This is a genomic window from Variovorax sp. 278MFTsu5.1 (assembly GCF_048305045.1).
In the GTDB taxonomy this organism is placed as follows: Bacteria; Pseudomonadota; Gammaproteobacteria; order Burkholderiales; family Burkholderiaceae_C; genus Variovorax; species Variovorax guangxiensis.
The window spans coordinates 1,271,188-1,296,472 of the sequence record NZ_CP157622.1; the positions used below are offsets into that span (position 1 = coordinate 1,271,188).

At 67.8% G+C, this 25,285-nt stretch carries 23 protein-coding genes; 10 read left to right on the forward strand and 13 right to left on the reverse strand.

What is annotated here, in order from left to right; genetic code table 11:
* Positions 1-71: 71 nt before the first annotated feature.
* From ABL844_RS05555 to ABL844_RS05600, 10 genes are all read right to left on the reverse strand, one after another.
* A complete protein-coding gene (locus tag ABL844_RS05555) occupies positions 72-1,490 on the reverse strand; it encodes an aldehyde dehydrogenase family protein (protein ID WP_418130713.1) in 1,419 nt (472 codons plus the stop codon).
* Between the two features lie 32 nt (positions 1,491-1,522).
* The gene (locus tag ABL844_RS05560; RefSeq protein ID WP_126021314.1) at positions 1,523-1,876 is read right to left on the reverse strand and encodes a cupin domain-containing protein; all 354 of its coding nucleotides are present in this window, start codon (positions 1,874-1,876) and stop codon (positions 1,523-1,525) included.
* A 226-nt stretch (positions 1,877-2,102) separates the two neighbouring features.
* Positions 2,103-3,584: an NAD-dependent succinate-semialdehyde dehydrogenase gene (locus tag ABL844_RS05565; RefSeq protein ID WP_418130714.1), complete on the reverse strand. Its 1,482-nt coding sequence runs from the start codon at positions 3,582-3,584 to the stop codon at positions 2,103-2,105.
* A 19-nt stretch (positions 3,585-3,603) separates the two neighbouring features.
* Entirely contained in the window at positions 3,604-4,692 is a 1,089-nt protein-coding gene (locus tag ABL844_RS05570) for a tartrate dehydrogenase (protein ID WP_184634872.1), read from the reverse strand.
* Positions 4,693-4,703: 11 nt separating this feature from the next.
* Positions 4,704-6,341, reverse strand: coding sequence for an ABC transporter ATP-binding protein (locus ABL844_RS05575; protein ID WP_418130715.1), 1,638 nt, complete (start codon positions 6,339-6,341; stop codon positions 4,704-4,706).
* Positions 6,341-7,246: an ABC transporter permease gene (locus ABL844_RS05580; protein ID WP_184634876.1), complete on the reverse strand. Its 906-nt coding sequence runs from the start codon at positions 7,244-7,246 to the stop codon at positions 6,341-6,343. Before ABL844_RS05580 ends, ABL844_RS05575 begins: the two co-directional genes overlap by 1 nt.
* A gap of 12 nt (positions 7,247-7,258) precedes the next feature.
* On the reverse strand, positions 7,259-8,215 hold the full coding sequence (locus tag ABL844_RS05585; RefSeq protein WP_126021309.1) for an ABC transporter permease: 957 nt from the start codon (positions 8,213-8,215) through the stop codon (positions 7,259-7,261).
* Positions 8,216-8,249: 34 nt separating this feature from the next.
* Complete coding sequence (locus ABL844_RS05590; RefSeq protein WP_184634878.1) at positions 8,250-9,878, reverse strand: ABC transporter substrate-binding protein; 1,629 nt, start codon at positions 9,876-9,878, stop codon at positions 8,250-8,252.
* Positions 9,879-9,948: 70 nt separating this feature from the next.
* Positions 9,949-11,247: an NAD(P)/FAD-dependent oxidoreductase gene (locus ABL844_RS05595; protein WP_418119228.1), complete on the reverse strand. Its 1,299-nt coding sequence runs from the start codon at positions 11,245-11,247 to the stop codon at positions 9,949-9,951.
* Positions 11,248-11,282: 35 nt separating this feature from the next.
* Positions 11,283-11,948 (reverse strand): haloacid dehalogenase type II, encoded by a 666-nt coding sequence (locus ABL844_RS05600; RefSeq protein WP_184634882.1) that lies wholly within the window; start codon positions 11,946-11,948, stop codon positions 11,283-11,285.
* Positions 11,949-12,517: 569 nt separating this feature from the next.
* On the opposite strand from ABL844_RS05600, the gene ABL844_RS05605 reads away from it, so the two are divergent.
* The 4 genes from ABL844_RS05605 to ABL844_RS05620 all read left to right on the forward strand — a co-directional run bounded on the left by ABL844_RS05605 (position 12,518) and on the right by ABL844_RS05620 (position 16,478).
* The gene (locus tag ABL844_RS05605) at positions 12,518-13,396 is read left to right on the forward strand and encodes a GNAT family N-acetyltransferase (protein ID WP_418130716.1); all 879 of its coding nucleotides are present in this window, start codon (positions 12,518-12,520) and stop codon (positions 13,394-13,396) included.
* 11 nt (positions 13,397-13,407) lie between these two features.
* Positions 13,408-14,343, forward strand: coding sequence for a 2-hydroxyacid dehydrogenase (locus tag ABL844_RS05610; protein ID WP_418130717.1), 936 nt, complete (start codon positions 13,408-13,410; stop codon positions 14,341-14,343).
* Between the two features lie 158 nt (positions 14,344-14,501).
* Positions 14,502-15,905 carry an aspartate aminotransferase family protein gene (locus ABL844_RS05615; protein ID WP_418130718.1) on the forward strand — a complete coding sequence of 468 codons (1,404 nt, stop codon included), beginning with the start codon at positions 14,502-14,504 and terminating at the stop codon, positions 15,903-15,905.
* A 78-nt stretch (positions 15,906-15,983) separates the two neighbouring features.
* Complete coding sequence (locus ABL844_RS05620) at positions 15,984-16,478, forward strand: Lrp/AsnC family transcriptional regulator (RefSeq protein ID WP_126021302.1); 495 nt, start codon at positions 15,984-15,986, stop codon at positions 16,476-16,478.
* 86 nt (positions 16,479-16,564) lie between these two features.
* Here the strand turns inward: ABL844_RS05620 and ABL844_RS05625 are convergent, their stop codons facing one another.
* Both ABL844_RS05625 and blaOXA read right to left on the reverse strand, forming a co-directional pair.
* Positions 16,565-17,491, reverse strand: a complete 927-nt coding sequence (locus tag ABL844_RS05625) for a polysaccharide deacetylase family protein (protein ID WP_418130719.1) — start codon at positions 17,489-17,491, stop codon at positions 16,565-16,567.
* 13 nt (positions 17,492-17,504) lie between these two features.
* Complete coding sequence (gene blaOXA, locus ABL844_RS05630) at positions 17,505-18,317, reverse strand: class D beta-lactamase (RefSeq protein WP_418130720.1); 813 nt, start codon at positions 18,315-18,317, stop codon at positions 17,505-17,507.
* Between the two features lie 267 nt (positions 18,318-18,584).
* Here blaOXA and ABL844_RS05635 point away from each other — a divergent pair, with 267 nt between their 5' ends.
* On the forward strand, positions 18,585-19,823 hold the full coding sequence (locus tag ABL844_RS05635; protein WP_418130721.1) for an alpha/beta hydrolase: 1,239 nt from the start codon (positions 18,585-18,587) through the stop codon (positions 19,821-19,823).
* A gap of 10 nt (positions 19,824-19,833) precedes the next feature.
* On the opposite strand, the gene ABL844_RS05640 is transcribed toward ABL844_RS05635, so the two are convergent.
* The gene (locus tag ABL844_RS05640; RefSeq protein WP_418130722.1) at positions 19,834-20,742 is read right to left on the reverse strand and encodes a LysR family transcriptional regulator; all 909 of its coding nucleotides are present in this window, start codon (positions 20,740-20,742) and stop codon (positions 19,834-19,836) included.
* Between the two features lie 153 nt (positions 20,743-20,895).
* Between ABL844_RS05640 and ABL844_RS05645 the strand changes: the two genes are divergently transcribed.
* The 5 genes from ABL844_RS05645 to ABL844_RS05665 all read left to right on the forward strand — a co-directional run bounded on the left by ABL844_RS05645 (position 20,896) and on the right by ABL844_RS05665 (position 25,278).
* Entirely contained in the window at positions 20,896-21,630 is a 735-nt protein-coding gene (locus ABL844_RS05645) for an SDR family NAD(P)-dependent oxidoreductase (protein ID WP_418130723.1), read from the forward strand.
* A 51-nt stretch (positions 21,631-21,681) separates the two neighbouring features.
* Positions 21,682-21,918, forward strand: a complete 237-nt coding sequence (locus tag ABL844_RS05650) for a tautomerase family protein (protein WP_418130724.1) — start codon at positions 21,682-21,684, stop codon at positions 21,916-21,918.
* A gap of 143 nt (positions 21,919-22,061) precedes the next feature.
* Positions 22,062-24,263, forward strand: a complete 2,202-nt coding sequence (gene katG, locus ABL844_RS05655; RefSeq protein ID WP_418130725.1) for a catalase/peroxidase HPI — start codon at positions 22,062-22,064, stop codon at positions 24,261-24,263.
* 115 nt (positions 24,264-24,378) lie between these two features.
* On the forward strand, positions 24,379-24,822 hold the full coding sequence (locus ABL844_RS05660) for a hypothetical protein (RefSeq protein ID WP_418130726.1): 444 nt from the start codon (positions 24,379-24,381) through the stop codon (positions 24,820-24,822).
* A 63-nt stretch (positions 24,823-24,885) separates the two neighbouring features.
* Entirely contained in the window at positions 24,886-25,278 is a 393-nt protein-coding gene (locus ABL844_RS05665; RefSeq protein ID WP_184634902.1) for a carboxymuconolactone decarboxylase family protein, read from the forward strand.
* Positions 25,279-25,285 lie beyond the last annotated feature (7 nt).

A 25,285-nucleotide genomic window follows, 5' to 3' on the forward strand; every position in this document is an offset into this window, starting at 1 on the left:
TCGGGATGTCCGTGAAGGGGCGGTGAAAACGTGAAGTATGTTTATTTCGATTGTTGGCAGATCCTGCTGGATCAGTAGCCAAGGACTGCCTTGGTCTCGAGATATTCCTCAAGCCCGTGAATGCCGTATTCGCGGCCATTGCCGGACCGCTTGAATCCGCCGAACGGCGCATGGCTGTTCCAAGCCGGATAGTTGATATGCACCTGGCCGGCGCGAAGTTGCATGGCTACGCGCTGCGCTCGCTCCCGATCGCCAGACTGCACGTTCGCACCGAGGCCATAGACCGTGTCGTTCGCAATCGCAATGGCCTCTTTCTCGTCCCGATAAGGAATGATGACCAGCACGGGACCGAATATTTCTTCCTGCGCCACTCTCATGTCGGGCGTCACATCGGAAAACACGGTCGGCTGTGCAAAATAGCCACGCGTCAAGCCGGCGGGCCTGCCCGGACCGCCGCAGACCAGCTTGGCGCCCTGTTCGATTCCGCTGGCGATCAGCTCCTGCACCCTCGCATACTGCGCAGCGTTTGCGATCGGGCCCATCGACGTCTTTGCGTCGCGCGGATCGCCAACCGTGATGCCCGCTGCCGCCGCTTGTGCCAATGCTTCCACCTCGGCCAACCGCGACGCGGGCACCAGCATCCGTGTCGGCGCACTGCACGACTGGCCCGCATTGCGCATTCCTGCCAGCACGCCCTTTGCCACGCCCCGTTCAAAGTCGGCGTCGTCCAGAAACAGGTTCGGCGACTTGCCGCCCAGTTCCTGCACGACGCGTTTCACCGTCACCGCAGCTGCTTGGGCCACGAGCACACCGGCTCGCGTCGATCCGGTGATGGAGATCATGTCGACATCGGGGTGCGCCGCCAACGACGCACCGACCACCTCCCCCCTGCCCCCGACCAGATTGAAGACACCTGCCGGCGTGCCGGCGTCGTGCATCACTTGCGCGAAAAGCTGCGCACTGTACGGCGACAACTCACTGGGCTTCAGGACGATCGTGCAGCCCGCGGCGATCGCCGGTGCGACCTTGGCGGTGATCTGATACAGCGGCCAGTTCCATGGCGTGATCAGGGCGCATACGCCGATCGGCTCTTTCGAAATGGCAACGCTGCCATCCGAGGAAAGAAACTTGTAGCGCTGAAGCACTTCCATCTGGGCACGGACATGCGCAATCCCGAATGGCACATGGGCGGTCCTGGCGAATCCGATGGGAGCCCCCATCTCCGCCACGATGGCTTGCGCGAACAACTCCGCGCGCTCCTCCAGAAGCGCCAGGATTCGCCCCAGGAGCGCAAGCCGCTCCTCGACGGAACTTTGTGAAAACGCCTCGAAAGCGCGCCGGGCCGCAGCGACGGCCAGGTCCACGTCGGTCGATGAGCCGGCTGCGACGTGTCCGATGATCTCTTCGGTAAACGGATCGACGACCGCAATACCCGCGGCATGAGTGCGGTCCTGCCAGCACCCATCGATGTAGAAGCGGGCGTCGTCCATGCGTGGTTCAGCTGTCATCACGGGGCTTTCCGTCAAGCGGTGACCCACACCTTGCGAACGGTCTCGATGGTGCGCCACGTTCCGACATAGCCCGGCTTCATGATGAAGCAGTCGCCGGCCTTGTAGGTCAACGGGGGCTGGCCTTGCTCGGTGATCTCCACCACGCCCGAAAGGATCAGGCAGAACTCCCACGTCTCTCCCTTGATGGAGTGATTGACGCCCACCGTCGACTCGAACACGCCGGCGCGCACCTTGCCGTCTTTGGCGCTGTCGACGTCCCAGTTGCGGCATACGACATCGCCCTCGATGACGCGCTCCGCCGGCGGCCGGTATTCACGCGGTTCACCGAGTTGGTCGAGGTTGAAAGGGACAAGAAGCTTGGACATGTGAAACCCTGTTCGCGTTGGTCGGATGGTGGATCGATGCTAGAAAAAATCCGGCCCCGTTGATGCTGAACCATGGGTCGACAACAGCGGGAAATATGTCTTTGCGAGCGCGCACTGATGGATCGTGCGGTGGCCGTTGATTCGCCGAGACGGAGGTGCCGTCTACCGCTCGATCCGGTAGCCTGCCGTCCGGGTTTTCTCGACGCAGCCAGGGCGAAACGATGCGCTATTGCAGCTGCCCTTGGCACACGTACTTGATGTGCATGTAGTCGTCCAGCCCGTACACCGAGCCTTCGCGGCCGTAGCCCGACTCCTTCACGCCGCCGAAGGGCGCGGCCTCGGCCGCCAGCGCGCCTTCGTTGACTCCGACGATGCCCGACTCCAGCGCCTCGGTCACCCGCCAGATGCGCCGTGCGTCCGTCGAATAGAAATACGCCGCGAGTCCGAAGGGCGTGTCGTTGGCGGCCGCGATGACCTGCGCCTCCGTCTCGAAGCGCGTGACCGGCACCACGGGGCCGAAGGTCTCCTCGCAGCTGCATTCCATCGTCGCGTCGGCGTTCACCAGCACCGTGGGCGCGAAATAGTTGGGGCCGTCGCAGCGCGCGTCGCGCAGCCGCTTGCCGCCGACCACGATGCACGCGCCGCGTGCGACCGCGTCGCGCACATGGCGCTCGATCTTCTCCACCGCGCGCGCGTTGATCATCGGCCCGATCTGCGAATCCGCCTGCGTGGCTGGCCCTACCTTGAGTGCGCCGACCCGCGCGGCCAGCTTGTCGACGAAGGCGTCGTGCACGCTCGCCTGCACGAACACCCGGTTCGGGCACACGCAGGTCTGGCCGCCGTTGCGGAACTTGGCGGCCATCAGGCCTTCGACCGCCGCGTCGAGATCGGCGTCGTCGAACACGATGAAGGGGGCATTGCCGCCGAGTTCGAGCGACAGCTTCTTCAGCGTGTCGGCCGAGCGACGCGCGAGGTGCTTGCCCACGGGCGTGGAGCCGGTGAAGGTGATCTTGCGGACGCGTGAGTCGTCGAGCCAGGCGTCGACCACTTCGGGCGTGCGTTCGCGCGAGGCGGTCACGATGTTGAGTACGCCCGGCGGTACGCCGGCTTCAGATGCGAGCGCGACGAGTGCCAGCGAAGTCAGCGGCGTGTCCTCGGCCGGCTTGCACACCACGGTGCAGCCTGCGGCGAGGGCCGGAGCGATCTTGCGCGCGATCATCGCGGCCGGAAAGTTCCAAGGCGTGATCGCTGCAACCACACCGACGGGCTCCTTCAGTGCGAGCATGCGGCGGCCCGTCACGGGTGCCGGGATGATGTCGCCATTGGCGCGCGTCGCCTCTTCAGCGAACCATTCGATGTAGCTGGCCGCATAGGCAACCTCGCCTCGGCCTTCCGCCAGCGGCTTGCCTTGTTCGCGGGAGATGAGTCGGCCCAGGTCTTCCTGGTGCGCGAGCACGAGATCATTCCAGCGCTTGAGGATCTGCGCGCGCTGCTTCGCGGGCACCGCACGCCATGCGGGAAAGGCTGCATGCGCGGCATCGACGGCGGCATGCGCATCGGCGGCCGTGCCGTCGGGCACGCTCGCGAACACGCCATCGGTCGCGGGGTCGCTCACATCGAGGCGACGGCCGTCGCCGGCTTCGCGCCATTCAGCGCCGATCAGATGCCGGCCCGGCATCAGGCTCTTGTTTTCGATTTCGAGAGTCATATGGAGCAGGGAGCTTTCTTCAGGATGCGGCCACACGTTCGGCGATAGCGATGCCCACCTCGGTGGTGGTCGCCGAGCCGCCGAGGTCGCGCGTGCGCGGGCCGTCGCGCAGTACCGATTCGATCGCGCCCAGGATGGCGTCGTGCGCCGCGCGGCCCGCGCCCTGGCCCTGGGTGAGGAAGTCCAGCATCAGTGCGCCGGACCAGATCATCGCGATCGGGTTGGCAATGTTCTGGCCGTAGATGTCGGGCGCCGAGCCGTGCACCGGCTCGAAGAGCGAGGGGAATCTGCGCTCCGGATTGAGGTTGGCCGAAGGCGCGAGGCCGATGGTGCCGGTGGTCGCGGGGCCGAGGTCGGAGAGGATGTCGCCGAACAGGTTGCTCGCCACCACCACGTCGAAGCGCGTGGGCTGCAGCACGAAGCGCGCCGACAGGATGTCGATGTGCTGCTTGTCGGCCGTCACCTCGGGGTAGTCGCGGCCGACCGCGTCGGCGCGCCTGTCCCACCAGGGCATGCTGATCGCGATGCCGTTGCTCTTGGTGGCTACCGTCAGGTGCTTGCGCCTGCGGGCGCGCGCGGTCTCGTAGGCGAAGCGCAGCACGCGGTCGGCGCCGTGGCGGGAGAACACCGATTCCTGGATCACGATCTCGCGCTCGGTGCCCTCGTACATCACGCCGCCGAGCGAGGTGTATTCGCCCTCGGTGTTCTCGCGCACCACGAGGTAGTCGATGTCGCCGGGCTTGCGGCCGGCCAGCGGGCAGGGGACGCCCTCGAACAGGCGCACCGGCCGCAGGTTGATGTACTGGTCGAACTCGCGGCGGAACTTCAGCAGCGAACCCCAGAGCGACACGTGGTCGGGCACGGTCGCCGGCCAGCCGACGGCGCCGAAGTACAGCGCGTCGACGCCCTTGAGCTGCTCCTTCCAGTCGTCCGGCATCATCTGGCCGTGCGCGGCGTAGTAGTCGGCGCTGGCCCAGTCGAAGGCGCGGCAGTCGAGCTCGAAGCCGAAGCGCGCCGCGGCGGCCTGCACCACGCGCAGGCCCTCGGGCATCACCTCCTTGCCGATGCCGTCGCCGGCGATCAGCGCGATGCGGAAGGTCGGTGTCATCTCTGTCTTTCTCATGATGCGAGGGCGGCGGCGGCTGCCGCACGGTCCATGTCGTCGAGCCAGCCCTGGCGCAGCTCGGGCACGGAGCGCACCAGCAGCTCGTAGTAGGGGTGGTGCGGGCCACGGTCGTAGTCGGCGCGTGCCACCTGCGCGAGCTTGCGGCCGTGCTGCATCACGACGATCTCGTCGCACACCGCGCGCACCGTGTGCAGGTCGTGGCTGATGAAGAGGTACGACACGCCCAGCTCGCGTCGCAGCTCGGCCATCAGGTCGAGCACCGCCGCGCCCACCACGGTGTCGAGCGCGGAGGTCACCTCGTCGCACAGGATCAGGTCCGGCTCCGCCGCCAGCGCGCGCGCGAGGTTCACGCGCTGCTTCTGCCCGCCCGAGAGGCCGCCCGGCAGGCGTCCGCCCACGGTGCGCGGCAGCTTCACCAGGTCGAGCAGCTCGCCGATGCGCCTGCGCAGCGGCTCGCCACGCAGTCCCTTGTAGAACTCCAGCGGCCGCGCCAGGATGCGTTCGATGGTCTGCGAGGGGTTCAGCGCCGTGTCGGCCATCTGGAACACGATCTGGATGCGGCGCAGCTCGTCGCGCTCGCGCTGCTGCAGCGTCGGCTTCAGCTCGCGGCCATGGAACAGCACGCTGCCGCTGCTGGGCTTGAGCAGCCCCGCCACCGCGCGCGCCAGCGTGGTCTTGCCCGAGCCCGATTCGCCGATCACCCCGATGGCCTGGCCGCGGTAGAGCTTCAGGTCGATGTCCTGCAGGATCGGCTTGGCCGGGCGCCCCTGCGCATCGACCGGGCCGTAGCCGGCCGAGAGCTGGCGCACTTCAAGCAGCAGCTCGCGTCCGTCGTCCGTGGCGTTGGCCGGCGTGCGTACCTGCGGGCGCGCGGCGGCCAGCAGGCTTCTCGTGTAGTCGTCGGCCGGCGCGGTGAGGATCTGTCCGGTGGCGTTGAGCTCGCGCATGGTGCCGTTGCGCAGCACCAGGATGTGGTCGGCCATCTGCGCCACAACCGCGAGGTCGTGGCTTACGTACACCGCGGTGGCGCGGCGCTCGCGCACCACGCGGCGGAAGGCGCGCAGCACCTCGATCTGCGTGGTCACGTCCAGCGCGGTGGTCGGCTCGTCGAGGATCACCAGGTCGGGGTCGCCGATGAGAGCCATCGCCGCCATCAGCCGCTGCAGCTGGCCACCCGAGACCTGGTGCGGGTAGCGCGAGCCGATGCCCTCGGGGTCGGGCAGCGCCAGCTCGCGGAAGAGCTGCACCGCCTTCGCCTCGGCCTCGGCGCGCCTGCACAGGCCGTGGATCACGGTCGGCTCCACCACCTGGTCCATGATCATGCGCGAGGGGTTGAAGGAGGCCGCCGCGCTCTGCGCGATATAGGCCACGGTGCGCCCCCGAAGCGCGCGCTGCGCACGTGCATCGAGCGCCAGCACGTCGGTGTCGCCGATGCGTACCCGCCCCCCCGAGATGCTGCAGCCGTGGCGCGCATGGCCCATCAGCGCCAGCGCGGTGGTGGTCTTGCCCGAGCCCGACTCGCCGATCAGCGCCAGCACCTCGCCGGGCTGCACCGAGAAGCTCAGGTTGTCGACCAGCGTGGCGGTGCCGGCGCTGATGCTCAGGTTTTCGACGGTGAGTGAGGCTCCCATCAGCGTGCTCCTCGTTCCCGGGCCTGACGGCCAGGAAGGTTGTCGATTACAAGATTGACCGCAATGGTCAGGCTCGCGATGGCCAGCGCCGGCACGATCACCGAGGCGCCGCCCATGGCCAGCGCGCCGATGTTCTCGCGCACCAGCGATCCCCAGTCGGCGGCAGGCGGCTGGATGCCCAGGCCCAGGAAGCTCAGGCTCGCCAGCAGCAGCACGATGTAGACGAATCGCAGCCCCAGGTCGGCCAGCATCGGGCCGACGATGTTCGGCAGGATCTCGCGCAGCATGATGTAGAGCGTGCCCTCGCCGCGCGTGCGCGCCACGGTCACGTAGTCGAGCGCGTTGATGTTCACCGCCAGCGAGCGTGCGATGCGGAAGGCGCCCGGCACGTAGATGATGGCCGCCGTGACCACCAGCATCGGCACCGAGGAGCCGAAGCCCGCCACCATGATGAGCGCGAACATCTTGCTCGGGATGGCCGTCAGCGTGTCGAGGCAGCGGCTGAGCGTGGCGTCGGTCCAGCGGCTGCCGGCTGCCGCCAGCAGCGCCAGCGTGGTGCCGGTGCCGCTGGCCAGCAGCGTCGCCAGCAGCGCCACGCCGACGGTGTAGCGCGCGCCCTCGATCACCAGCGCCAGCATGTCGCGGCCCAGGTAGTCGGTGCCCAGCCAGTGCGCTGCGCTGACCGGCGCGAAGACGTTCGAGGTGCCGGCGGCAGCCGCGCTGAACGAAAGCAGCCAGGGACCGAATGCCGCCGCGAGCACCCAGAAGAGCAGCACCGCGAGACCGAGCAGTCCCGAAGGCCCGAAGCCGGCGAGCCCGCGAAGCGGGTTGCGCCGAGGCGCGGGTGATGGTGGCAGCGTTTGCGTGGCCGCGTTCAGGACAGGGGAAGAAGTGGACGATTCCATGATGGTTCCCCGTCAGCGGTGCCGCAGCCGCGGGTTGGCGACGATGCCGCAGACGTCGGCCGCGGTCACCAGGATCAGGTAGGCGCCGCAGAAGATCATGGCGCAGGTCTGCACCAGCGGCATGTCGCGCTGCGAGACGCCGTCGACCATCAGCTTGGCGATGCCCGGGTAGTTGAAGATGGTCTCGACGATGATCACGCCGCCCAGCAGGTACGACAGGCTCAGCGCCACCGCATTGGCGATCGGCCCCACCGCGTTGGGCAGCGCGTGCGCCAGCACCGTGCGCATTGGCGATGCCCCCTTGAGCCGCACCATCTCGATGTAGGGCGCCTCCAACTGGTCGATGACGGCCGCGCGCGTCATGCGCATCATCTGCGCGACGATCACGCAGCACAGCACCAGCACCGGCATCGCGAAGGCCTGCAGCATCTGGCCCAGCGAGTCGATGTCGCTCACGAAGGAAAGCGCCGGCAGCCACCGCAGCTTCACCGCGAACACCAGTACCGCCAGCGTCGCCACCAGGAACTCCGGTACCGACACCACCGCCACGGCGCCCGTCGAGGCGGCGCGGTCTAGCCAGGATCCGCGCCACACCGCCGAGGCGATGCCAATCGTCAATGCGATCGGCACCGAGAAGAGCGCCGTGACGGCCGCCAGCAGCAGCGAGTTGGGCAGGCGGCTGGCCACGAGCTCGGCCACCGGGGTCTGCGTGCTGGAGGAGAGACCGGGGTCGCCCTTCAGCATGCCGAGCAGCCACTTCGCGTAGCGCTCGGGCGCCGGCACGTCCAGGCCCATCTGGGCGCGCAGAGCCGCCACCGCTTCGGGCGTGGCGTCCTGGCCGAGCTGTTCCTGCGCGGCATCGCCGGGCAGCACCGCGGTGATCGAGAACACGACCACCGACACAGCCAGCAGCGACAGCAGCGCCAATGCGATGCGCTGGCCGAGTAGCTTGAGGATTACGCGGTTCATGGCGAGCATCCCGGAGAACGGCGGCTCGCGCGCGTCATGCCTCGAGCCACACGTTCTCGGCGAACTGATAGCCCATGAGGCCGCCCAGCGGGATGGGCGACAGGCCCTTGAGCTTGGAACTGTGGCCGTCGATGCTCGAGAGGAACAGCGGAATGCCGATACCCGCGTCCTGGTGGATCATGGTCTGCATGTCGGCGTACATCTGCTTGCGCTTGGCCAGGTCGGTCTCGGCGCGCGAGGCCAGAAGCAGCTGGTCGAACTTGTCGCTCTTCCAGCGCGACTCGTTCCACGCCGCACCCGACTGGAAGAACTGCGTGAGCAGCACGTCCGCGCTCGGGCGCGGATTGACGTTGCCGAAGCCGACGTGGCTGTTGAGCCAATGGTTCGACCAGTAGCCGTCGGCCGGCATGCGCTTGATGTCCAGCTCCAGGCCCACGCGCTGCGCCGTCTGCTGCAACATTAGGGACATCTCCACCGAGTACAGCGCCACCGGCGAAGCCACGATCGGCACCTTGCCCGTGATGCCGGCTTTCTGCAGGTGGAACTTCGCCTTCTCGGGGTCGAAGGGCCGCTGCGGCAGGCCCGCGAAGTGGAAGCGGTTGGTCGGATCGATCGGCTGGTCGTTGGCGACCACCGCGTAGTCGAGCGCGATGGTCTTCTTCATCTGCTCGCGGTCGAACAGGTGCTTCATGCCCAGCACGAAGTCGGGGTTTGCACCGGGGCCCACGTCCTTGCGCATCACAAGGTCGGAGTACTGGCCCGACTGGGTGACGAAGATGCTGAAGCCGGGCGTTCCCTTCACGCGCTCCACCGAACGCGGGTTGACGACGCCGACGAGATCCATGCCGCCCGACAGCAGAGCGTTGACGCGCGCGCTCTCGTCGCCGATGCCGACGAACTCGATCTCGTCGAGGTACGGCTTGCCCGGCTTCCAATAGGCCTCGTTGCGCACCACCACCGAGCGGATGCCGGGCTTGAATTCCTTGAGCTTGTAGGGGCCGGTGCCGATGCCGGCGTTGAAATCGGTGGTGCCGTCCTTGACGATGTGAAAGTGATAGGTGCCCAGGATCACCGGCAGGTCGGCGTTGGGCGCGCTCAGCACCATGGTCACCTCGTTCGGGCCCGTGGCCTTCACGCTCTCGATCTGGTCGGCGAGCACCTTGGCCTTGGAGGCGGTGGCCGGGTCCTTGTGGCGCATCACCGAGAACACCACGTCGGCGGGCGCGAGCGGCTTGCCGTCGTGGAACACCACGCCCTTGCGCAGCGTGAACACCCAGGTCTTGGCGTCTTTGGTGTTGAACGATTCGGCCAGCGCGGGCTGCGGCGTGAGGCTGCCGTCCAGCGAGGTCAGGCTGTTGTAGACCATGTTGCAGCGCGCGTAGTCGGTCTGGTTCGACTGCTTGGCGGGGTCCAGCGTGTCGGTGGCCGCGGCGGTGGCGCCGGCCACCCGGATGCGGCCGCCGCGCCGCGGCGTCTGCGCATGCGCCGACAAGGCCACGCCCGCGAGACTGCCGGCCAGCGTGGCCTGCATGCCGCCGGCCATCAGCATCGACAGGATGTCGCGCCGCGTGGCGCCGCGCCGAAGCGATGTCATCACGCGAAGGCTTTCGTCGGGGCCGACGAGGTTCTGGAAGCTCTTGTAGTCGCTGCTGCTGTCGCTCATGGTGGGTGCTCCTGGGGGGCCGTGGGGTGAAAGAAATCAGTCGGAAGAACGAACGCCGGACAGCCCGCTCTCAGGCCAGCCTGTCCTTGAGCCGGTAATAGAGGCCCACCGCCGGCAGGAACCACGGCGGGCCGAAGTGGCCGGGAATGGCGGGCCAGTCGCGGCCCTGCCAGGGGTTGGCTCCGGCATCGCCGCCCATCACGGCGGCCATGCGCTGGCCCATGTGCACCGACATCTGCGTGCCGTGGCCGCTGTAGCCCATGGCGTAGTAGAGGCCGTCGCGCTCGCCGGCGTGCGGCAGCCGGTCCTGCGTCATGTCGACGAGGCCGCCCCAGCAGTAGTCGAGCCGTACCGCGCCGAGCTGCGGAAAAGTTTCGGCCAGGCCGGCCCGCAGGATGTCGCCGCTGGCGGCGTCCGACTGCGGGCTGGAAACTGCGAAGCGCGCCCGGCCGCCGAACACCAGCCGGTGGTCGGGCGTGAGCCTGAAGTAGTGGTGGATGTTCGCGATGGTGGTGTAGGTGCGCCGCGCCGCGAGCAGCGCCTTCGCGCGCTGCTCGCCCAGCGGCTCGGTGACGACGATGAAGCTGCCGATGGGCACGATGCGCCGGCGCAGCCAGCCGAAGCTGCCGTAGCCGCCATGGCGCGTCGCGCCCGTGGCCAGCAGGACCTGCTGCGCGGTGACGACGGCGCCGCGCCCGGTGTGCAGCCGGTGGGCATGGCCGCTGCCGCCGATGCGCTCGATGCGGCTCACCTCCGTGCCGGTATGAATCGAGGCGCCGCCGCGCTGCGCGGCCGCTGCAAGCCCGCCGGCGAAGCGGCCCATGTGCATCTGGCCGCTGCGCTTGTAGAGCAGGCCGCCGTGGAAGCGCTCGCTGCTCACCTCGGCGCGCACGCGGGCCGCGTCGAGCACTTCGACGTCGCTGTCCACGCCGTCGTCGATGAGCCGCTGCGCGCTGCGCTCGAGCGCGGCCATCTGGTTCGCCCGCGTTGCGAGCTTGAGCTTGCCGTGGCGCAGGAAGTCGCAGTCGATGGCTTCCTCGCGCACCAGCCGCTCCACCGTGTCGACCGCGTCGTCGTAGGCGCGATACCAGCCGCGCGCGCGCTCCACGCCGACCTTGGCCGCCACATCGGCGTAGTCCACGGCCAGCCCGTTGTTGACGTGCCCGCCGTTGCGCCCCGAGGCTTCGGCCGCCACCCGCGTGCCGGCCTCCAGCACCGCGACGCTCGCGCCGCGCCGGGCCAGCGCGAGCGCCGCCGACAGGCCGGTGAAGCCGCCGCCGACGATGGCGACGTCGACCCGCGCCGGCAGCTCGCGCGCCTCGGGCACGAAGGCGGGTGCCGAATCGGTCCAGTAGGAGTCGAGCTTCATGGCGTGGTGCTGTGTGTGGCTGCGTGAAAGGGAGATCAGAGGCCGACGACGCCGGGCAGGCCGCCGATGTCCTGGATTTCCGTGTAGCGGTACGCCGGGTTGCCCGGCCCGTGGCCGCGATTGACGAACACCTTGTTGACGATGCCCAGGTCGTCGGCAGACATCAGGTCGTAGCGCAGGCTGGACGACACGTGCAGCACGTCCTCGGGGTTGCAGCCCAGCGAGTCGAGCATGTATTCGAAGGCCGTCAGGCGCGGCTTGTAGGCCTGGGCCTGCTGCGCGGTGTAGACGCGGTGAAAGGGCGCGCCCAGCATCGCGACGTTCTTCTGGATCTGGTCGTCCGAGGCGTTCGACAGGATCACCAGCGGGATTTCCTTCGCGACCTTCGCCAGGCCGGCCGGCACGTCATCGTGCGGGCCCCAGGTGGGCACCGCGTCGTAGATCTTCTGCGCGTCGAGGTCGAAGTACTGGATCTTCCACTTGCGGCACAGGCGACGCACCGCGTTCTTCAGCACCACCTCGTAGGGCTGCCACGCGCCCAGCACCTCGTCGAAGCGGTAGGCGGTGAAGTCCGCATGGAACTCCTCCATGCGTTCTGCGGGAATGCGGTCGGCAAACAGGTCTGCGGCCATCTCCTTCATGCGGAACCGGGTGAGGGTGCCGTAGCAGTCGAAGGTCACGTACTTGGGACGGAAGGTCATGGTCTCGATCCTTTTTCAGAAGTGGCGAACAAGGTGGCGAATAGACAGGAATTGCGACAAGCTCATTACGAAGTGATTGCAGCACGCAGTCGCTTGGGGGATGTAGGGAAAAAAGGTGCTGCCCGAACCGAAGCTGCGGTTTACGGGGGCGGCGGCAGCATGCCGTGCTGTCCGCCCTTTCGGTGTGCGGCCACGCACCTCGCTGCGTCGCGGCGAAGTCGACGGGCACGCTTTTGAAGCACAGGCGCCGGGCGCGAGCGTGTGCCGGCCGCACGGCCCGCACGCAGCTGGATAGGTTTCCAATCGAAGGCTTCCATGGCACGGGGCAGGTGGAGAGGGGCGAAGAGAAGAGGGGGGCGATGGGCGTAGATCCGGGCCGACCGATGCTAGGCAGATCGACGCGGCATTTGTGTGCGTATGGGGGCGCGCCACCGCAGTAAATTGCAAGACCGGGGTGCGTGGCAGGCGAAGCTTGCGAGTTGCTGCGAAGAGCCGATTCGGTCTGGTGCAGCGCCGCAATGTCGTCCAAGATAGGCGTGCCATTCCAGCCGCAACAGAGAGACTTCCCGATGCCCGAACCCGCCACGAACGCACCCGCCATGGACGGCGTGGTGCTCAGACCGATGACTTCCGCCGACTTGCCGCACGCCCATGCGCTGTCCGCCGAACTGCGCTGGCCGCACCGGCCGGCCGACTGGGAACAGATGTTCGCGCACGCCGAAGGCACCGTGGTCGAGCGCGACGGCGAGATCATCGCCACCGCCCTGCGCTGGCGCTGGGGCGAGCACCACGCCACCATCGGCCTGGTGATCGTCACGCCCGCATGCCAGGGCCGCCGCATCGGGCATCGGCTCATGACCGCGCTGCTCGAAGGGATGGAAGACCGCACCGTGCTGCTGCACGCCACGTCGGAAGGTCGGGGCCTGTACGAGCGGCTCGGTTTCGTGCGGACCGGCGAAGTCCGGCAGCACCAGGGCATTGCGCAGCCGGCGCCGCTGATTGCGTTGCAGCGCGGCTGGCGCCTGCGGCCCGCGGGCCTGAACGAACTGCCTGCGCTGCAGGCGCTCGATGCCGCGGCGCGCGGCATGCCGCGCGACGCACTGATCGCTGACCTGCTCGCCACCGCCGACGCCTGCGTGGTGTTCGACCACGACAACACCCCCAAGGGCTTTGCCATGCTGCGCCGCTTCGGCCGCGGCCATGTCATCGGCCCGGTGGTCGCGCCCAGTGCCGAGGGCGCGAAGGCGCTGATCGCGCACCTCGCCGGCATGAATGCGGGCAGCTTCACGCGCATCGACGTCGACTTCGATAGCGGCCTGGCCGAATGGCTTGAGAGCATCGGCCTGCTGCGCGTGGATGCGCCCACGACGATGGTACGCGGTGCGCCGCTGGCCCGGTCAGCGGACGCACCGGCGCTGTTCGCCCTCGTGACCCAGGCCCTGGGTTGAAGGAGGCGTTCGTGGGGGCCTTCACTTTTCTCTACAAATCCGACCCCGCACGCGGGCGCCTGTGGGCCGAAGTGTTCCGCCGCCGCGCCCCGCACATCGACTTCCGCATCTGGCCCGATATCGGTGATGCGTCGCAGGTGCGCTTTCTCGCTGCATGGGAGCCGCCGGACGACCTGGCGAAGCGCTTCCCCGATCTGCAGGTGCTGTTCTCCTCCGGTGCTGGCGTAGACCAGTTCGACTTCGCGTCGCTGCCGCCAGCGCTGCCCGTGGTGCGCATGGTGGAGCCCGGCATCGTGCGCGGCATGGTCGAGTACGTGACGTATGCGGTGCTCGGCCTGCATCGCGACATGCCGCAGTACCGGCGCCAGCAGCAGGAGGCTTGCTGGAAGCCGCTGCCCGTGCGCACCGCCGCCGAGCGGCGCGTGGGCGTGCTCGGGCTGGGTTCGCTCGGGCAGGCCGTGCTGGCGCAGCTCGTCGCGCTGGGCTTCGACTGCGCGGGGTGGAGCCGCTCGCGGCACCAGGTGCAGGGCGTGCAATGCCACGCCGGCGCAGATGAGCTGCCCGCATTCCTCGCGCGCTCCGACATCCTCGTGTGCCTGCTGCCGCTGACCGATTCGACGCGCGGCTTTCTCGATGCGCGCCTGTTCTCGCAATTGCCCGAAGGCGCGAGCCTCGTGCACGTGGGACGCGGGCCGCAGCTGGTCGATGCCGACCTGCTGGCCGCGCTGGAGAGCGGCCGCATGGGCGACGCGGTGCTCGACGTGACCGACCCCGAGCCGCTGCCGCCGGAGCATGCCTTCTGGCGCCATCCGCGCATCCAGCTCACGCCGCACATCGCGAGCATGACGCAGCCGCTGAGCGCGGCCGAAGCGGTGCTCGACAACCTCGAGCGCTTCGAGGTCGGCGAGCCGATGCAGGGGCTGGTCGATCGCGCGCGCGGGTACTGAAAAGAGGCGCGAAGGACCCACCGCACGATCTGCTGAGCATGGCGTGCACAACCGCAGCCTGCTTCGCGCGGCACCCCCAAAGCAGCACCACCTCGCACCGCGGGCCGCCTAAGCTGAGGGCATCGAAAGCTTCCTTCGCTCTCGCTCCTTCACACCCCATGACACACCCCACCGCATTGCCCCAGCAAGCCGCGCTCGACGCCATCGACCGCGCGCACCTCATCCACCCCGTCTCGCCCTGGCGCGTGCACGAGCAGCGCGGGCCCACCGTGCTGTCTTCGGGCAAGGGCGCATGGCTGACCGACGGCAACGGCCGCCAGCTGCTCGACGCGTTCGCGGGCCTGTGGTGCGTGAACGTGGGCTACGGCCAGGAAAGCGTGGTGCAGGCCGCCGCCGAGCAGATGCGCCGGCTGCCCTACGCCACCGGCTACTTCCACTTCAGCAGCGAGCCGGCCATCCGCCTCGCGCAGAAGCTGGTGCAGATCACGCCCGCGTCGCTCACGCGCGTGTACCTCACGCTGGGCGGCTCCGAGGCGGTCGATGCCGCCGTGCGTTTCATCGTGCAGTACTACAACGCCATCGGCCGGCCGTCGAAGAAGCAGTTCATCTCGCTGGAGCGCGGCTACCACGGCTCATCTTCCACCGGCGCGGGCCTCACCGCGCTGCCGGCCTTCCATCGCGGCTTCGACCTGCCGCTGCCCACGCAGCACTACATCGCCTCGCCTTATGCCTACCGCCACGAGCATGGCGCCGATCCGCAGGCGCTGATCGCCTCCTCGGTCGCCGCGCTGCGCGCCAAGGTGGCCGAGCTCGGCGCCGACAACGTGGCCGCCTTCTTCTGCGAGCCGATCCAGGGTTCGGGCGGCGTCATCGTGCCGCCCAAGGGCTGGCTCAAGGCCATGCACGACGCGGCGCGCGAGCTCGACATCCTCTTCGTGGTCGACGAGGTCATCACCGGCTTCGGCCGCACCGGCCCCATGTTCGCCTGCGAGGCCGAAGGCGTGGAGCCCGACCTGATGACCATGGCCAAGGGCCTGACCGCCGGCTATGTGCCGATGGGCGCGACCATGATGTCCGAGAAGGTCTACGCAGGCATCGCCGACGGCGCGCCGTCGGGTGCCCCCATCGGCCACGGCGCGACCTATTCGGCACACCCGGTGGGCGCGGCCGTCGCGCTCGAGGTGCTGCGGCTCTACGAGGAAGGCGGCATCCTCGTCAATGGCCAGCGCGGCGCGGCACATTTCGCGGCCGGGCTGGAGGCGCTGCGCGCCCATCCGCTGGTGGGCGACGCGCGCCACCGCGGCCTGCTGGGCGCGTTGGAGCTGGTGAGCGACAAGGCCAGCAAGCGCCGCTTCGACGCGGCGCTGGGGCTGTCGGACCGCATCTTCGCGGCCGGCTACCGCAACGGCCTGGTGTTCCGTTCCTTCGGCGACCACATCCTCGGCTTCGCGCCCGCGCTCACCTTCACCGAGGACGAGTTCGCGCAGCTGTTCACGCGCCTGAAGCGAACGCTCGACGAGGTGCTCGACGCCCCTGACGTGCGCGCCGCGCTGGTGGCCTGAGCAGCAAGCGCAAAGAGCCCTCGGAAATCGGCGGCCGTCGCAAAATCGGGATTCCTCGTTTCGTTGTCAGGCTCCGCCATGTCAGAAGCATTCAAGATCGACCGACTCGACCTGCGCATCCTGTCCCAGCTGCAGAAGAACGGGCGCATGACCAACGTCGACCTGGCCGACGCGGTCGGTCTGTCGCCCAGCCCCTGCCTGATCCGCGTGAAGCGGCTGGAGCAGGCCGGCTACATCGCCGGCTACGGTGCGCACCTGCGGCTCGAAAAACTCGGCGACACGCTGACCGTGTTCACCGAGGTCACGCTGCAGGACCATCACCGCGAGGACTTCGTGCGCTTCGAGGCCGCGATCCGCGAGGTCGACGAGGTGCTCGAATGCCATCTGGTCAGCGGCGGCTACGACTACCTGTTGCGCTTCCTCACGCGCGGCGTGAACCACTACCAGGAAGTGATCGAGAGCCTGCTCGAACGCAACATCGGCATCTCGAAGTACTTCAGCTACATCGTCATCAAGTCGCCGTTCATCAAGACGCACTGTCCGATCGATCGGCTTTTCCCCCACGAGCGGTGACCGGCGCTCTTCGACGTCTTCGACCTTCCATGCCTGGGGAACGTCTGATCAGGTCGTAAATTGGTCATCGTTGGCAATGAACGGCACTACCACAGCAGTCGCGCCGGCACCAGTCCCAGCGCGCGCAGCTTCGGTTCCTCGTAGACCGAGTCCTCGGCCGGATAGCGCAGACCTGGAACCTGCGCCGCCTTGGCGCTGGCCCAGACGACGCTTTCGCCCGCAGGCAGGGTGTCGATCCGAACGGAGTAGACCGGGTCGTCGAAGGCCGTCCTGGCGGCGGTGAAAGTCCACCCTCGCGCCCGGAACGCCGCAATCAATTCGCCGAGAGCGGCGGCGTTGATCCTGCTCGTGTGCAGCAGCATCACATGGGCAGGGCTGCGGCCGAGGACCTGCCGGGCCAGGGCGTCGTAGTAGGCCGCGCGGTCCAGCAGGTGCTCGATGTACGCGGCCTTCACTCGATCGGCCTTGCCGGCATTTCCTTCGTCCAGCCAGGCCGCATAGACCTGGTTGTAGTACCAGTCGCTCGCGTCGATCGAAACCGGTGCCGCCCTGTAGCCTGCGGCCTGCATCCAGAGGCGCATGCCGTCCCGCTTGGCAAGCGTGTCGCCTTCCTTGAGATACGGAAAGCGCAGCATCTTCGTCCAGCCAGGAAGCCGGCTCAGCACGGCTTCGGCCTCCTTGACATCGCCGATGAAGTCCGCAAGCGGCACTTGAGGCGATCCAAGGCTGCGGTGCCGGGAGGTGTGGTTGCCTACCGCGTGGCCCGCGCGCGCCCAGTCCCGGATGAGGTCCAGTCCTTGGGCCGGGCCGGTGCGCACGAGTGCTGGAAACACCATGGACGTGATGCCCGCATCGCGGAGCGTTTCCAGGATCTGCCGGTTCCACGACGCGGCCGCGGGCTCTTTCGAAGGGTCGAGGCCGTCGTCGAACGTCAGCGCCAAGGTCTGGGCAATGACGCAGGACGAACCGAGAAGGAGGAGAAGCGCGGCAAGCGCGCGGCGCAATGCGGTCATGGCGATGCCCGCCTCAATGGTCTACGGTTGGCAGAAGCCGAAGCAGTTCGTCGCGCGCACGCAGGCCCGCGTTGGGCCTGAGCGCCTGCTCATCCTGAATGAGGCGTGCGAACACCACCCTTCGCGCGCCCTTGGTGGCCCAGCCCACGTACCAGCCGTAAGCGCGGCTCGCGTCGTAGCGGTTGTCGGTGCCTGGCGACCCGGTGCCCGTCTTGCCATGCACGGCCCAGCCGTCGACCGGGGCGCCGTAGCTTGCGATGAGTGCGGTCATGTCGAAGGCATGCGCACTCACCGGCAGCTGGCGGCGCACGATCTTGCGCATGAACGCAAGCTGTTCCTCGGGGGAGATGCGCAGGGAACTCATCACCCAGACGCCGTTCTGCCCAGGGTCATCGACCGGCACGGCAGAGACATCTGCATTGCCATACCGAAAAGCCTTCACATATTGCGCGAAGCGCTCCTGCCCGACCCGCTTCACAACCTGCTGCGAGTACCAGAAGACGGAGTCCCTGATCCATGTGGCCGGCGTGATGTCGCGCCGCCAGGCATCGCCGCCCCAATCCGGATACCCCGCCTGATAAGGCAAGGCCGGCTGTGCAGCGTCCTTCAGCACCCCCGCGTCGTAGCCCATGAGGCTGATGGCGAGCTTGAAAGTGGAGGCGGGCGTCACGCGCTCGGAACAGGCGGGGCCGCGCTGCAGAAGCACCTTGCCGGAATCGGCATTGGCATCGGCGATCAGCGTGCACAGCTCGTGCGCGGTCGCGAAGGGCGCTGAAAAAAGAACGGCCGCTGCTGTCGCGGCGACCTGGAGGACGCGGTTGCGCATGTTGTCTGTTTTTCTGCGGGGAAGAATGGGAGCCCGGTGCCGGGGGCGTGCTTCTGGAGCATCCCGCAGTACCCGGGGATCGAAGATGCCGGCGTGGTATTCGCGCGTGGTGCAGGGCCCTCGGCCAGCGCGCCGAGTTTATCGTTCCGTGCCATGAAGGCTTGTCGCCGGAGTGCGAAAAGGTGCATCACCAATTCGAGGGATGTCTCCTCTCAGGCGCCGTCGCAAGATGAGGCGTGCCTGGAGAATCCGCCGCCGCGGTACTTCATGAAAAAAGAGCAGGGCGGCGCTGTCCTGGCGCTGCCAATGTCCGATGAAACAGGTCGAAGACTTCCGGAGGGATTCATGGCTGCAAGCCTTCTCATGCGTCTGACGCGGTGCGCTCGCCTCGTCGTATTGCTTGGCGCCCAGGTTCTCGTGGCGCTTGCACTGGGGGCCTGTGCGACAGCGCCAGCCCCGCTGGGCATTCCGACGGCTGTCCCTCGGATCGAGGACGCAAAGAAAGGACATCCGGTAAAGGTAGCGGTGTTCTACGGGACGAATCGCGTCCCGGTTGCAAGGCCGGTCTACTTCGATGACAACGAGGCGCCGGAAGTCCAGTATGGGTATGCCCTGGTCAGCCTGCCATGGATCCATGAAAAAGGTGAGGTCGAGACGCCGACAGTCTTCGACTGGGACCGGAGCAACCCGGACAGGTTCATGCTTCTCCTCGACGCGGTGCCCCTGAGGCCCGATGAGTTCATCGCTCAGGTGAATCGGTCCTTTGCCGCCGATCCGCGAAAGAACATCGGCTTCGTGTTCGTGCACGGCTTCAACGTTCCCTTCCGCGATGCCGCGCTGAGGACGGCGCAACTCGCCGTGGACATGCAGCTGCCCGTGGTGCCGGCCTTTTTCAGCTGGCCGTCGAATGGCGAGTCGCCCGTCGAGGGAACCGCCAACTACCTGCGGGACTTCACCAAGGCCATCAGCTCCATTCCCGCGCTCGAGGAGTTCCTCGTCCAGTTCGGGGAGAAGACCCGCGCCGAGGAGATCTACGTTCTTGCGCACAGCATGGGCTCCTGGACGACGACCCATGCGCTGATGTCGCTCGCCCTGAATCGCCCGAAGCTGGCCGCCAAGGTGAAGCTGGTCACGCTGGCGGCTCCCGACATCGACGCCAGGGTCTTCACGGTGCAGATCGCGCCGGCGATGGTCAAGGCCGGCTACGCCGTGAACCTCTATGCATCGGACAACGACAAGGCGCTGAACGCTTCCAGGGTCGTCTGGGGAAGGCCTCGCGCGGGCATCGCGGGCGCAGCGCTGACGCTCTCGCCTGGCGTCGAGACCATCGATGCGAGCGACATCGACACCGACGTTCTCGGGCATTCGAAATATGGAGACTCGCCGGCCCTTCTGGAGGACATGGCTCTTTTCTACGGCGGTGCGCGTGCCGGTCAACGGCCCGGATTGATTCCGAGAAAACGAGGCGCCGAAACGTACTGGCAGATCCAGGCTCCGCCGCATTGAGGGCCCTTGCCTAGGTGGCGCGCTCCACGATGAACTCCACGAACGCCCGCACCCGAGAGGGCAGCAGCCGCGCATGCGGATAGATCAGGCTCACCGGCCGTGAGCGCCCGGCGTAGGGCTGCAGCACCTCGACCAGCTCGCCGCGCGCCAGGTCTTTCTCGACGACGAAGCCGTAGGTCTGGAACAGCCCCGCGCCGGCCCGGGCCAGCGTGACGCCCGCAAGCACGTCTTCGGCGCAGCTGTAGTTGCCGGTGGAGAGGATTTCCTTCTCGCGCCCGTTGTCCGTGAACAGCCACGGAATCTGCCGCCCGCTGCTGGGCAGGTCGAACTGGATGCACTCGTGCCGCGCGAGGTCGTCCAGCGTCAGCGGCTGCCCCGCGCGGCGCAGGTAGGCCGGGCTCGCAACCACCACGAGCTTCGCGTCTTCCAGGTGGCGCGCCACCATCGTCGAATCGGGCTGGGCGCGAAAGCGGATCGCGACGTCGAAGTTCTCCTCGTGCAGGTCGATGTTGCGGTTGCTGATGTGCGCCTCGACCTTGATCAACGGATAGCGCTCGCGGAACCCGGGCAGTAGCGGCAGCAGGCGGTGGTGGCCGTAGGTGGTGGGCGCGCTGATGCGCAGCGTTCCCGAAGGTTGCACCTGCTCGCCGGTGAGCTTGTGCTCGGCCTCCGCCAGCTGATGCAGGGCGGCGCGGCACTGCTCGAAGTACTCCCGCCCGCCTTCGGTGAGCCGGATGCTGCGCGTGGAGCGCACGAAGAGGCGCACGCCCAGGCGCTTCTCCAGCCGCGCGATGGAGCGGCTCACCGCCGCCGGCGTGACGCCCGCCGCGTTGGCGGCCACGGTGAAGCTGCCGGCCTCGGCCGCCAGGCAGAACAGCTCGATGCTGCCCAGGAGCACGTCGTCGAATTGGCGCTGCATATTGATTACATGGAGTATCAAGACAAGTGTAGTCGCGTGTGTTTATTGCTCTCCTGGTCATCAATAAAGTTCAGTCCAACCGGTGGCGAAACGCGGATTCCGCACCGGCCCTTCCGGACTTTTTTTCGAAACCGAACCTGATCGAGGACCACCATGAGCAAGTCTGAAAACACCGTCGTCATCACCGGCGCCACCAGCGGCATCGGCCTGGGCCTGGCCGAGGCCTTCCTGCGCGAGGGCTACAACGTCGTGGGTACCGGCCGCACCGAGCAGCGCCTGCAGGCCGCGGCCGAAGGCCTGAACGCAGGCGGCCGTTTCCTGGGCGTCGCAGGCGACGTCGGCCGGCCGGAGTCGGCGCGCGAGTTGTTCGCACAGGCCATCGCGCGCTACGGCCACGTCGACGTGCTGGTGAACAACGCGGGCATCTTCACCGCCAAGCCGTTCGTCCAGTTCACGCCGCAGGAGATCGAGGAGAACATCGCGACCAACCTGAAGGGCGTGCTCTACGCGTCGCAGGAAGCGGCGAAGCACATGAGCGAGCGGCGTGCCGGCAGGATCATCAACATCACCGCGGCGATTGCGATGCAGCCCCACAGCGGCGTGCCGGCGCTGCTGGCGGTGGCGCTCAAGGGCGGCGTCAATGAGGCCACGCGCGCGCTGGCCCTCGAGCTCGCGCCGTACGGCGTGACGGTCAATGCGGTGGCGCCCGGCGTGGTCGACACCCCCATGCACAGCGCCGACAACCACGCGGCGCTCGCCGGGCTGCACCCGCTGGGCCGCATCGGCACCACGCGCGACATCGACGAGGCCGTGCTCTACCTTGCCCGCGCCGGCTTCGTGACCGGCGCCGTGCTGCCGGTGGACGGCGGGTTCAGCGCAGGGCGCTGAGCGCCGAGCGGCGAGAGAGAGACCAGGAAATACAGACAAGGAGATAAGGCCATGCCATTCGTCAGCATCCGCATCACCCGCGAGGGCAACACTGCCGAGCAGAAGGCGCAGGTCATCCGCGAGGTCACGGACACGCTCGAACGCGTGCTCCACAAGCCGCCGGATTGGACGCACATCGTCATCGAGGAGGTCGACACCGACAACTGGGGCTTCGGCGGGCACACGACCACCGCGGTTCGCCGGGGGTTGGCCGCCGTGCCCGGCTCGCGAGCGAAGACGGGCGAATAAATCTTCATCGGGGCGGGGAGGGACAGCAAGGGCGCATAGCTCTTCGCTATCCATCCAATGAACCCAATTTGGTTGATGGATCAGCCCGGCCTACCTAGACTGAGCCCGCTCCCCCGAGCACCCGACAACCAAAGGAGAACCCCTTGTCCGATGAAGCCAAATGCCCGTTCCCGGGCCATGCAACCACCGGCACCGCCCGCCGCGCCGCGGCGAACACCGACTGGTGGCCCAACCAGCTCAACCTGAAGCTGCTGCACCAGCACTCCGCCAAGTCCAACCCGATGGGTGAGGACTTCGACTACGCCAAGGAGTTCGCGACGCTCGACCTCGACGCGGTCGTCAAGGACCTCCACGCGCTGATGACCGATTCGCAGGACTGGTGGCCCGCCGACTACGGCCACTACGGCCCGCTCTTCATCCGCATGGCCTGGCACTCGGCCGGCACGTACCGCACCTTCGACGGCCGTGGCGGCGGCGGTGCGGGCGCGCAGCGCTTCGCGCCGCTCAACAGCTGGCCCGACAACGGCAACCTCGACAAGGCGCGCCGCCTGCTGTGGCCGATCAAGCAGAAGTACGGCCGCAAGCTCTCGTGGGCCGACCTGATGATCCTCACCGGCAACGTCGCGCTGGAGTCCATGGGCTTCAAGACCTTCGGCTTCGCCGGCGGCCGCCCCGACATCTGGGAGCCGGAGGACGACGTCAACTGGGGCGCCGAGAACAAGTGGCTGGGCGACGAGCGCTACAGCGGCGAGCGCGATCTCGCCAACCCGCTGGCCGCCGTGCAGATGGGCCTGATCTACGTCAACCCCGAAGGCCCCAACGGCAACCCCGATCCGCTGAAGTCGGCCCGCGACATCCGCGAGACCTTCGCGCGCATGGCGATGAACGACGAGGAAACCGTGGCGCTCACCGCCGGCGGCCACACCTTCGGCAAGGCCCACGGCGCCGGCGACCCTGCCAAAGTGGGTGCCGAGCCGGAAGGCGCAGACATCGAGGAACTGGGCCTGGGCTGGAAGAACAGCTTCGAGAGCGGCATCGGCGTGCACGCCACCACCAGCGGCATCGAAGGCGCCTGGACCCCCACGCCCACCAAGTGGGACAACAGCTACTTCGAGACGCTGTTCGGCTACGAATGGGAGCTCACCAGGAGCCCGGCCGGCGCGCACCAGTGGAAGCCCAAGGGCGACACCGGCAACGGCACCGTGCCCGACGCGCACGACCCGTCGCGCCGCCACGCTCCCATGATGACCACGGCCGACATGGCCATGCGCATGGACCCGGCCTACGAGAAGATCTCGCGCCGCTACATGGCCAATCCGCAGGAGTTCGCCGACGCCTTCGCCCGCGCCTGGTTCAAGCTCACGCACCGCGACATGGGCCCGCGCGCCCGCTACCTCGGCAAGCTGGTGCCCAAGGAAGAGCTGATCTGGCAGGACCCGATCCCCGCCGTCGACCACCAGCTGGTCGACGACAAGGACGTCGCCGCGCTCAAGGCCAAGGTGCTGGCCTCGGGCCTGGGCATCGGCCAGCTGGTGCGCACCGCCTGGGCGTCGGCCTCGACCTTCCGCGGCAGCGACAAGCGCGGCGGCGCCAACGGCGCACGCATCCGCCTCGCGCCGCAGAAGGACTGGGACGTGAACCAGCCGGCCGAGCTGTCGAAGGTGCTGTCGGTGCTCGAAGGCATCCAGAAGGAGTTCAACAGCGCGCAGGCCGGCGGCAAGAAGAAGATCTCGCTGGCCGACCTGATCGTGCTGGCCGGCAACGCCGCAGTCGAGGCCGCCGCGAAGAAGGCCGGCCAGGACGTGACCGTGCCCTTCTCGCCAGGCCGCATGGACGCATCGCAGGAACAGACCGACGTCGAATCCTTCGCTCCGCTGGAGCCGCTGGCCGACGGCTTCCGCAACTACCTGCGCAAGGGCGCCAACCCCGCGGCCACCGCCGACCTGCTGCTCGACAAGGCGCAGCTGCTGCGCCTGAGCGCGCCCGAGATGACTGTGCTGGTCGGCGGCCTGCGCGTGCTGAACGCCAACTACGGGCAGTCGCCCAACGGCGTCTTCACCAAGCGGCCGGAGACGCTGAGCAACGACTTCTTCGTGAACCTGCTCGACATGCGCACCGGCTGGAAGAAGTCGGCCGCCGATGCCAACGTGCTCGAAGGACGCGACCGCACCAGCGGCGAGGCGAAGTGGACCGCCACCACCGCCGATCTGGTGTTCGGCTCGAACTCGCAGCTTCGCGCCCTCTCGGAGGTCTACGGCTCCAGCGATGCGCAGCAGGTGTTCGTGCGCGACTTCGTGGCCGCATGGGCGAAGGTGATGGACCTCGATCGCTTCGACCTCCGGTGATCGTTCGCGGACGGCGGCCGGCTCCGGCCGCCGCCGAGTACGGCAGCGCGTGAAGCCCCGGCTCGAAGCAGGCCGGGGCTCATCGGCAGAAAAAGAATGACAGCAGGAGACAACCATGCTCGTCGTGAAGAGGAAAGAAGAGAAGGCGCCCGCTGCATCGATGGAGTTCTTCCAGCCCGAGCAGTGGCTGCATCTGCTCGAGCAGATGGACATCATCCTGGCGACCGTGCAGGGCGACGACTCCAACCCTATCCTGCGCCGTTTCGGCCCGCGCAGGCGCAACGCCATCGTGCGCCGCCTGATGCTGGAGCGCAGCCGCCTCGTCAAGGAGATGGAAGCCTTCGGCCAGGAAGCGCTGCTGAACTTCGCGCGGAACAACTCGCCGGCCGGCGCGCCGCCATCGCGCCGCCACCTGGACGTCGAGTTCAGGCTGCTCGGCGAGGCCTTCGACCAATGCTCGAAGGACCTCTCGCCCGGCAAGCAGGCCGCGCTGAGAAAGTGGCTGCTCGCGCGCTCGCACATGCACCAGGAGCATGCCCGGTTCCTGCAGACTTACTGACGGGCAGGGCGCGGTGAAGGCTGGTACCGTTGCCGGCAACGCATCCACCATCAGGAGCCTTGCATGAAACCCCAGCCCATCGAATACGCGGCCGCTTCGGAAGAAGTGCGCGCCGTCTTCGACGACATCAAGACCACGCGCAACGTGCCCGACGTCAACAACTTCTGGAAGTACCTCGCCAACGACCCTGCCACGCTCCGGCGCACCTGGAGCAGCCTGAAGGAGGTGATGGCGCCCGGCGCGCTCGACCCGGTGGTGAAGGAGATGGTCTACCTCGCCGTGAGCGTCACCAACGGCTGCGGCTACTGCACCGCGAGCCACCACGCCGGCGCGGAGAAGGCCGGCATGACGCCCGCGATGTTCGCCGAGCTCATGGCCGTGGTCGGCATGGCCAACGAGACCAACCGGCTCGTCAACGGCTACCGCGTGCCGATCGACCCCGCGTTCGACAAATAGCTGGCTG

What these genes read in the sequence shown, in the direction of transcription:
- ABL844_RS05555 (WP_418130713.1), bottom strand. Translation starts at nt 1,490, where the DNA reads ATGGACGACGCCCGCTTCTACATCGATGGGTGCTGGCAGGACCGCACT.
- ABL844_RS05560 (WP_126021314.1), bottom strand. Translation starts at nt 1,876, where the DNA reads ATGTCCAAGCTTCTTGTCCCTTTCAACCTCGACCAACTCGGTGAACCG.
- ABL844_RS05565 (WP_418130714.1), bottom strand. Translation starts at nt 3,584, where the DNA reads ATGACTCTCGAAATCGAAAACAAGAGCCTGATGCCGGGCCGGCATCTG.
- ABL844_RS05570 (WP_184634872.1), bottom strand. Translation starts at nt 4,692, where the DNA reads ATGACACCGACCTTCCGCATCGCGCTGATCGCCGGCGACGGCATCGGC.
- ABL844_RS05575 (WP_418130715.1), bottom strand. Translation starts at nt 6,341, where the DNA reads ATGGGAGCCTCACTCACCGTCGAAAACCTGAGCATCAGCGCCGGCACC.
- ABL844_RS05580 (WP_184634876.1), bottom strand. Translation starts at nt 7,246, where the DNA reads ATGGAATCGTCCACTTCTTCCCCTGTCCTGAACGCGGCCACGCAAACG.
- ABL844_RS05585 (WP_126021309.1), bottom strand. Translation starts at nt 8,215, where the DNA reads ATGAACCGCGTAATCCTCAAGCTACTCGGCCAGCGCATCGCATTGGCG.
- ABL844_RS05590 (WP_184634878.1), bottom strand. Translation starts at nt 9,878, where the DNA reads ATGAGCGACAGCAGCAGCGACTACAAGAGCTTCCAGAACCTCGTCGGC.
- ABL844_RS05595 (WP_418119228.1), bottom strand. Translation starts at nt 11,247, where the DNA reads ATGAAGCTCGACTCCTACTGGACCGATTCGGCACCCGCCTTCGTGCCC.
- ABL844_RS05600 (WP_184634882.1), bottom strand. Translation starts at nt 11,948, where the DNA reads ATGACCTTCCGTCCCAAGTACGTGACCTTCGACTGCTACGGCACCCTC.
- ABL844_RS05605 (WP_418130716.1), top strand. Translation starts at nt 12,518, where the DNA reads ATGCCCGAACCCGCCACGAACGCACCCGCCATGGACGGCGTGGTGCTC.
- ABL844_RS05615 (WP_418130718.1), top strand. Translation starts at nt 14,502, where the DNA reads ATGACACACCCCACCGCATTGCCCCAGCAAGCCGCGCTCGACGCCATC.
- ABL844_RS05620 (WP_126021302.1), top strand. Translation starts at nt 15,984, where the DNA reads ATGTCAGAAGCATTCAAGATCGACCGACTCGACCTGCGCATCCTGTCC.
- ABL844_RS05625 (WP_418130719.1), bottom strand. Translation starts at nt 17,491, where the DNA reads ATGACCGCATTGCGCCGCGCGCTTGCCGCGCTTCTCCTCCTTCTCGGT.
- blaOXA (WP_418130720.1), bottom strand. Translation starts at nt 18,317, where the DNA reads ATGCGCAACCGCGTCCTCCAGGTCGCCGCGACAGCAGCGGCCGTTCTT.
- ABL844_RS05635 (WP_418130721.1), top strand. Translation starts at nt 18,585, where the DNA reads ATGAAAAAAGAGCAGGGCGGCGCTGTCCTGGCGCTGCCAATGTCCGAT.
- ABL844_RS05640 (WP_418130722.1), bottom strand. Translation starts at nt 20,742, where the DNA reads ATGCAGCGCCAATTCGACGACGTGCTCCTGGGCAGCATCGAGCTGTTC.
- ABL844_RS05645 (WP_418130723.1), top strand. Translation starts at nt 20,896, where the DNA reads ATGAGCAAGTCTGAAAACACCGTCGTCATCACCGGCGCCACCAGCGGC.
- ABL844_RS05650 (WP_418130724.1), top strand. Translation starts at nt 21,682, where the DNA reads ATGCCATTCGTCAGCATCCGCATCACCCGCGAGGGCAACACTGCCGAG.
- ABL844_RS05660 (WP_418130726.1), top strand. Translation starts at nt 24,379, where the DNA reads ATGCTCGTCGTGAAGAGGAAAGAAGAGAAGGCGCCCGCTGCATCGATG.
- ABL844_RS05665 (WP_184634902.1), top strand. Translation starts at nt 24,886, where the DNA reads ATGAAACCCCAGCCCATCGAATACGCGGCCGCTTCGGAAGAAGTGCGC.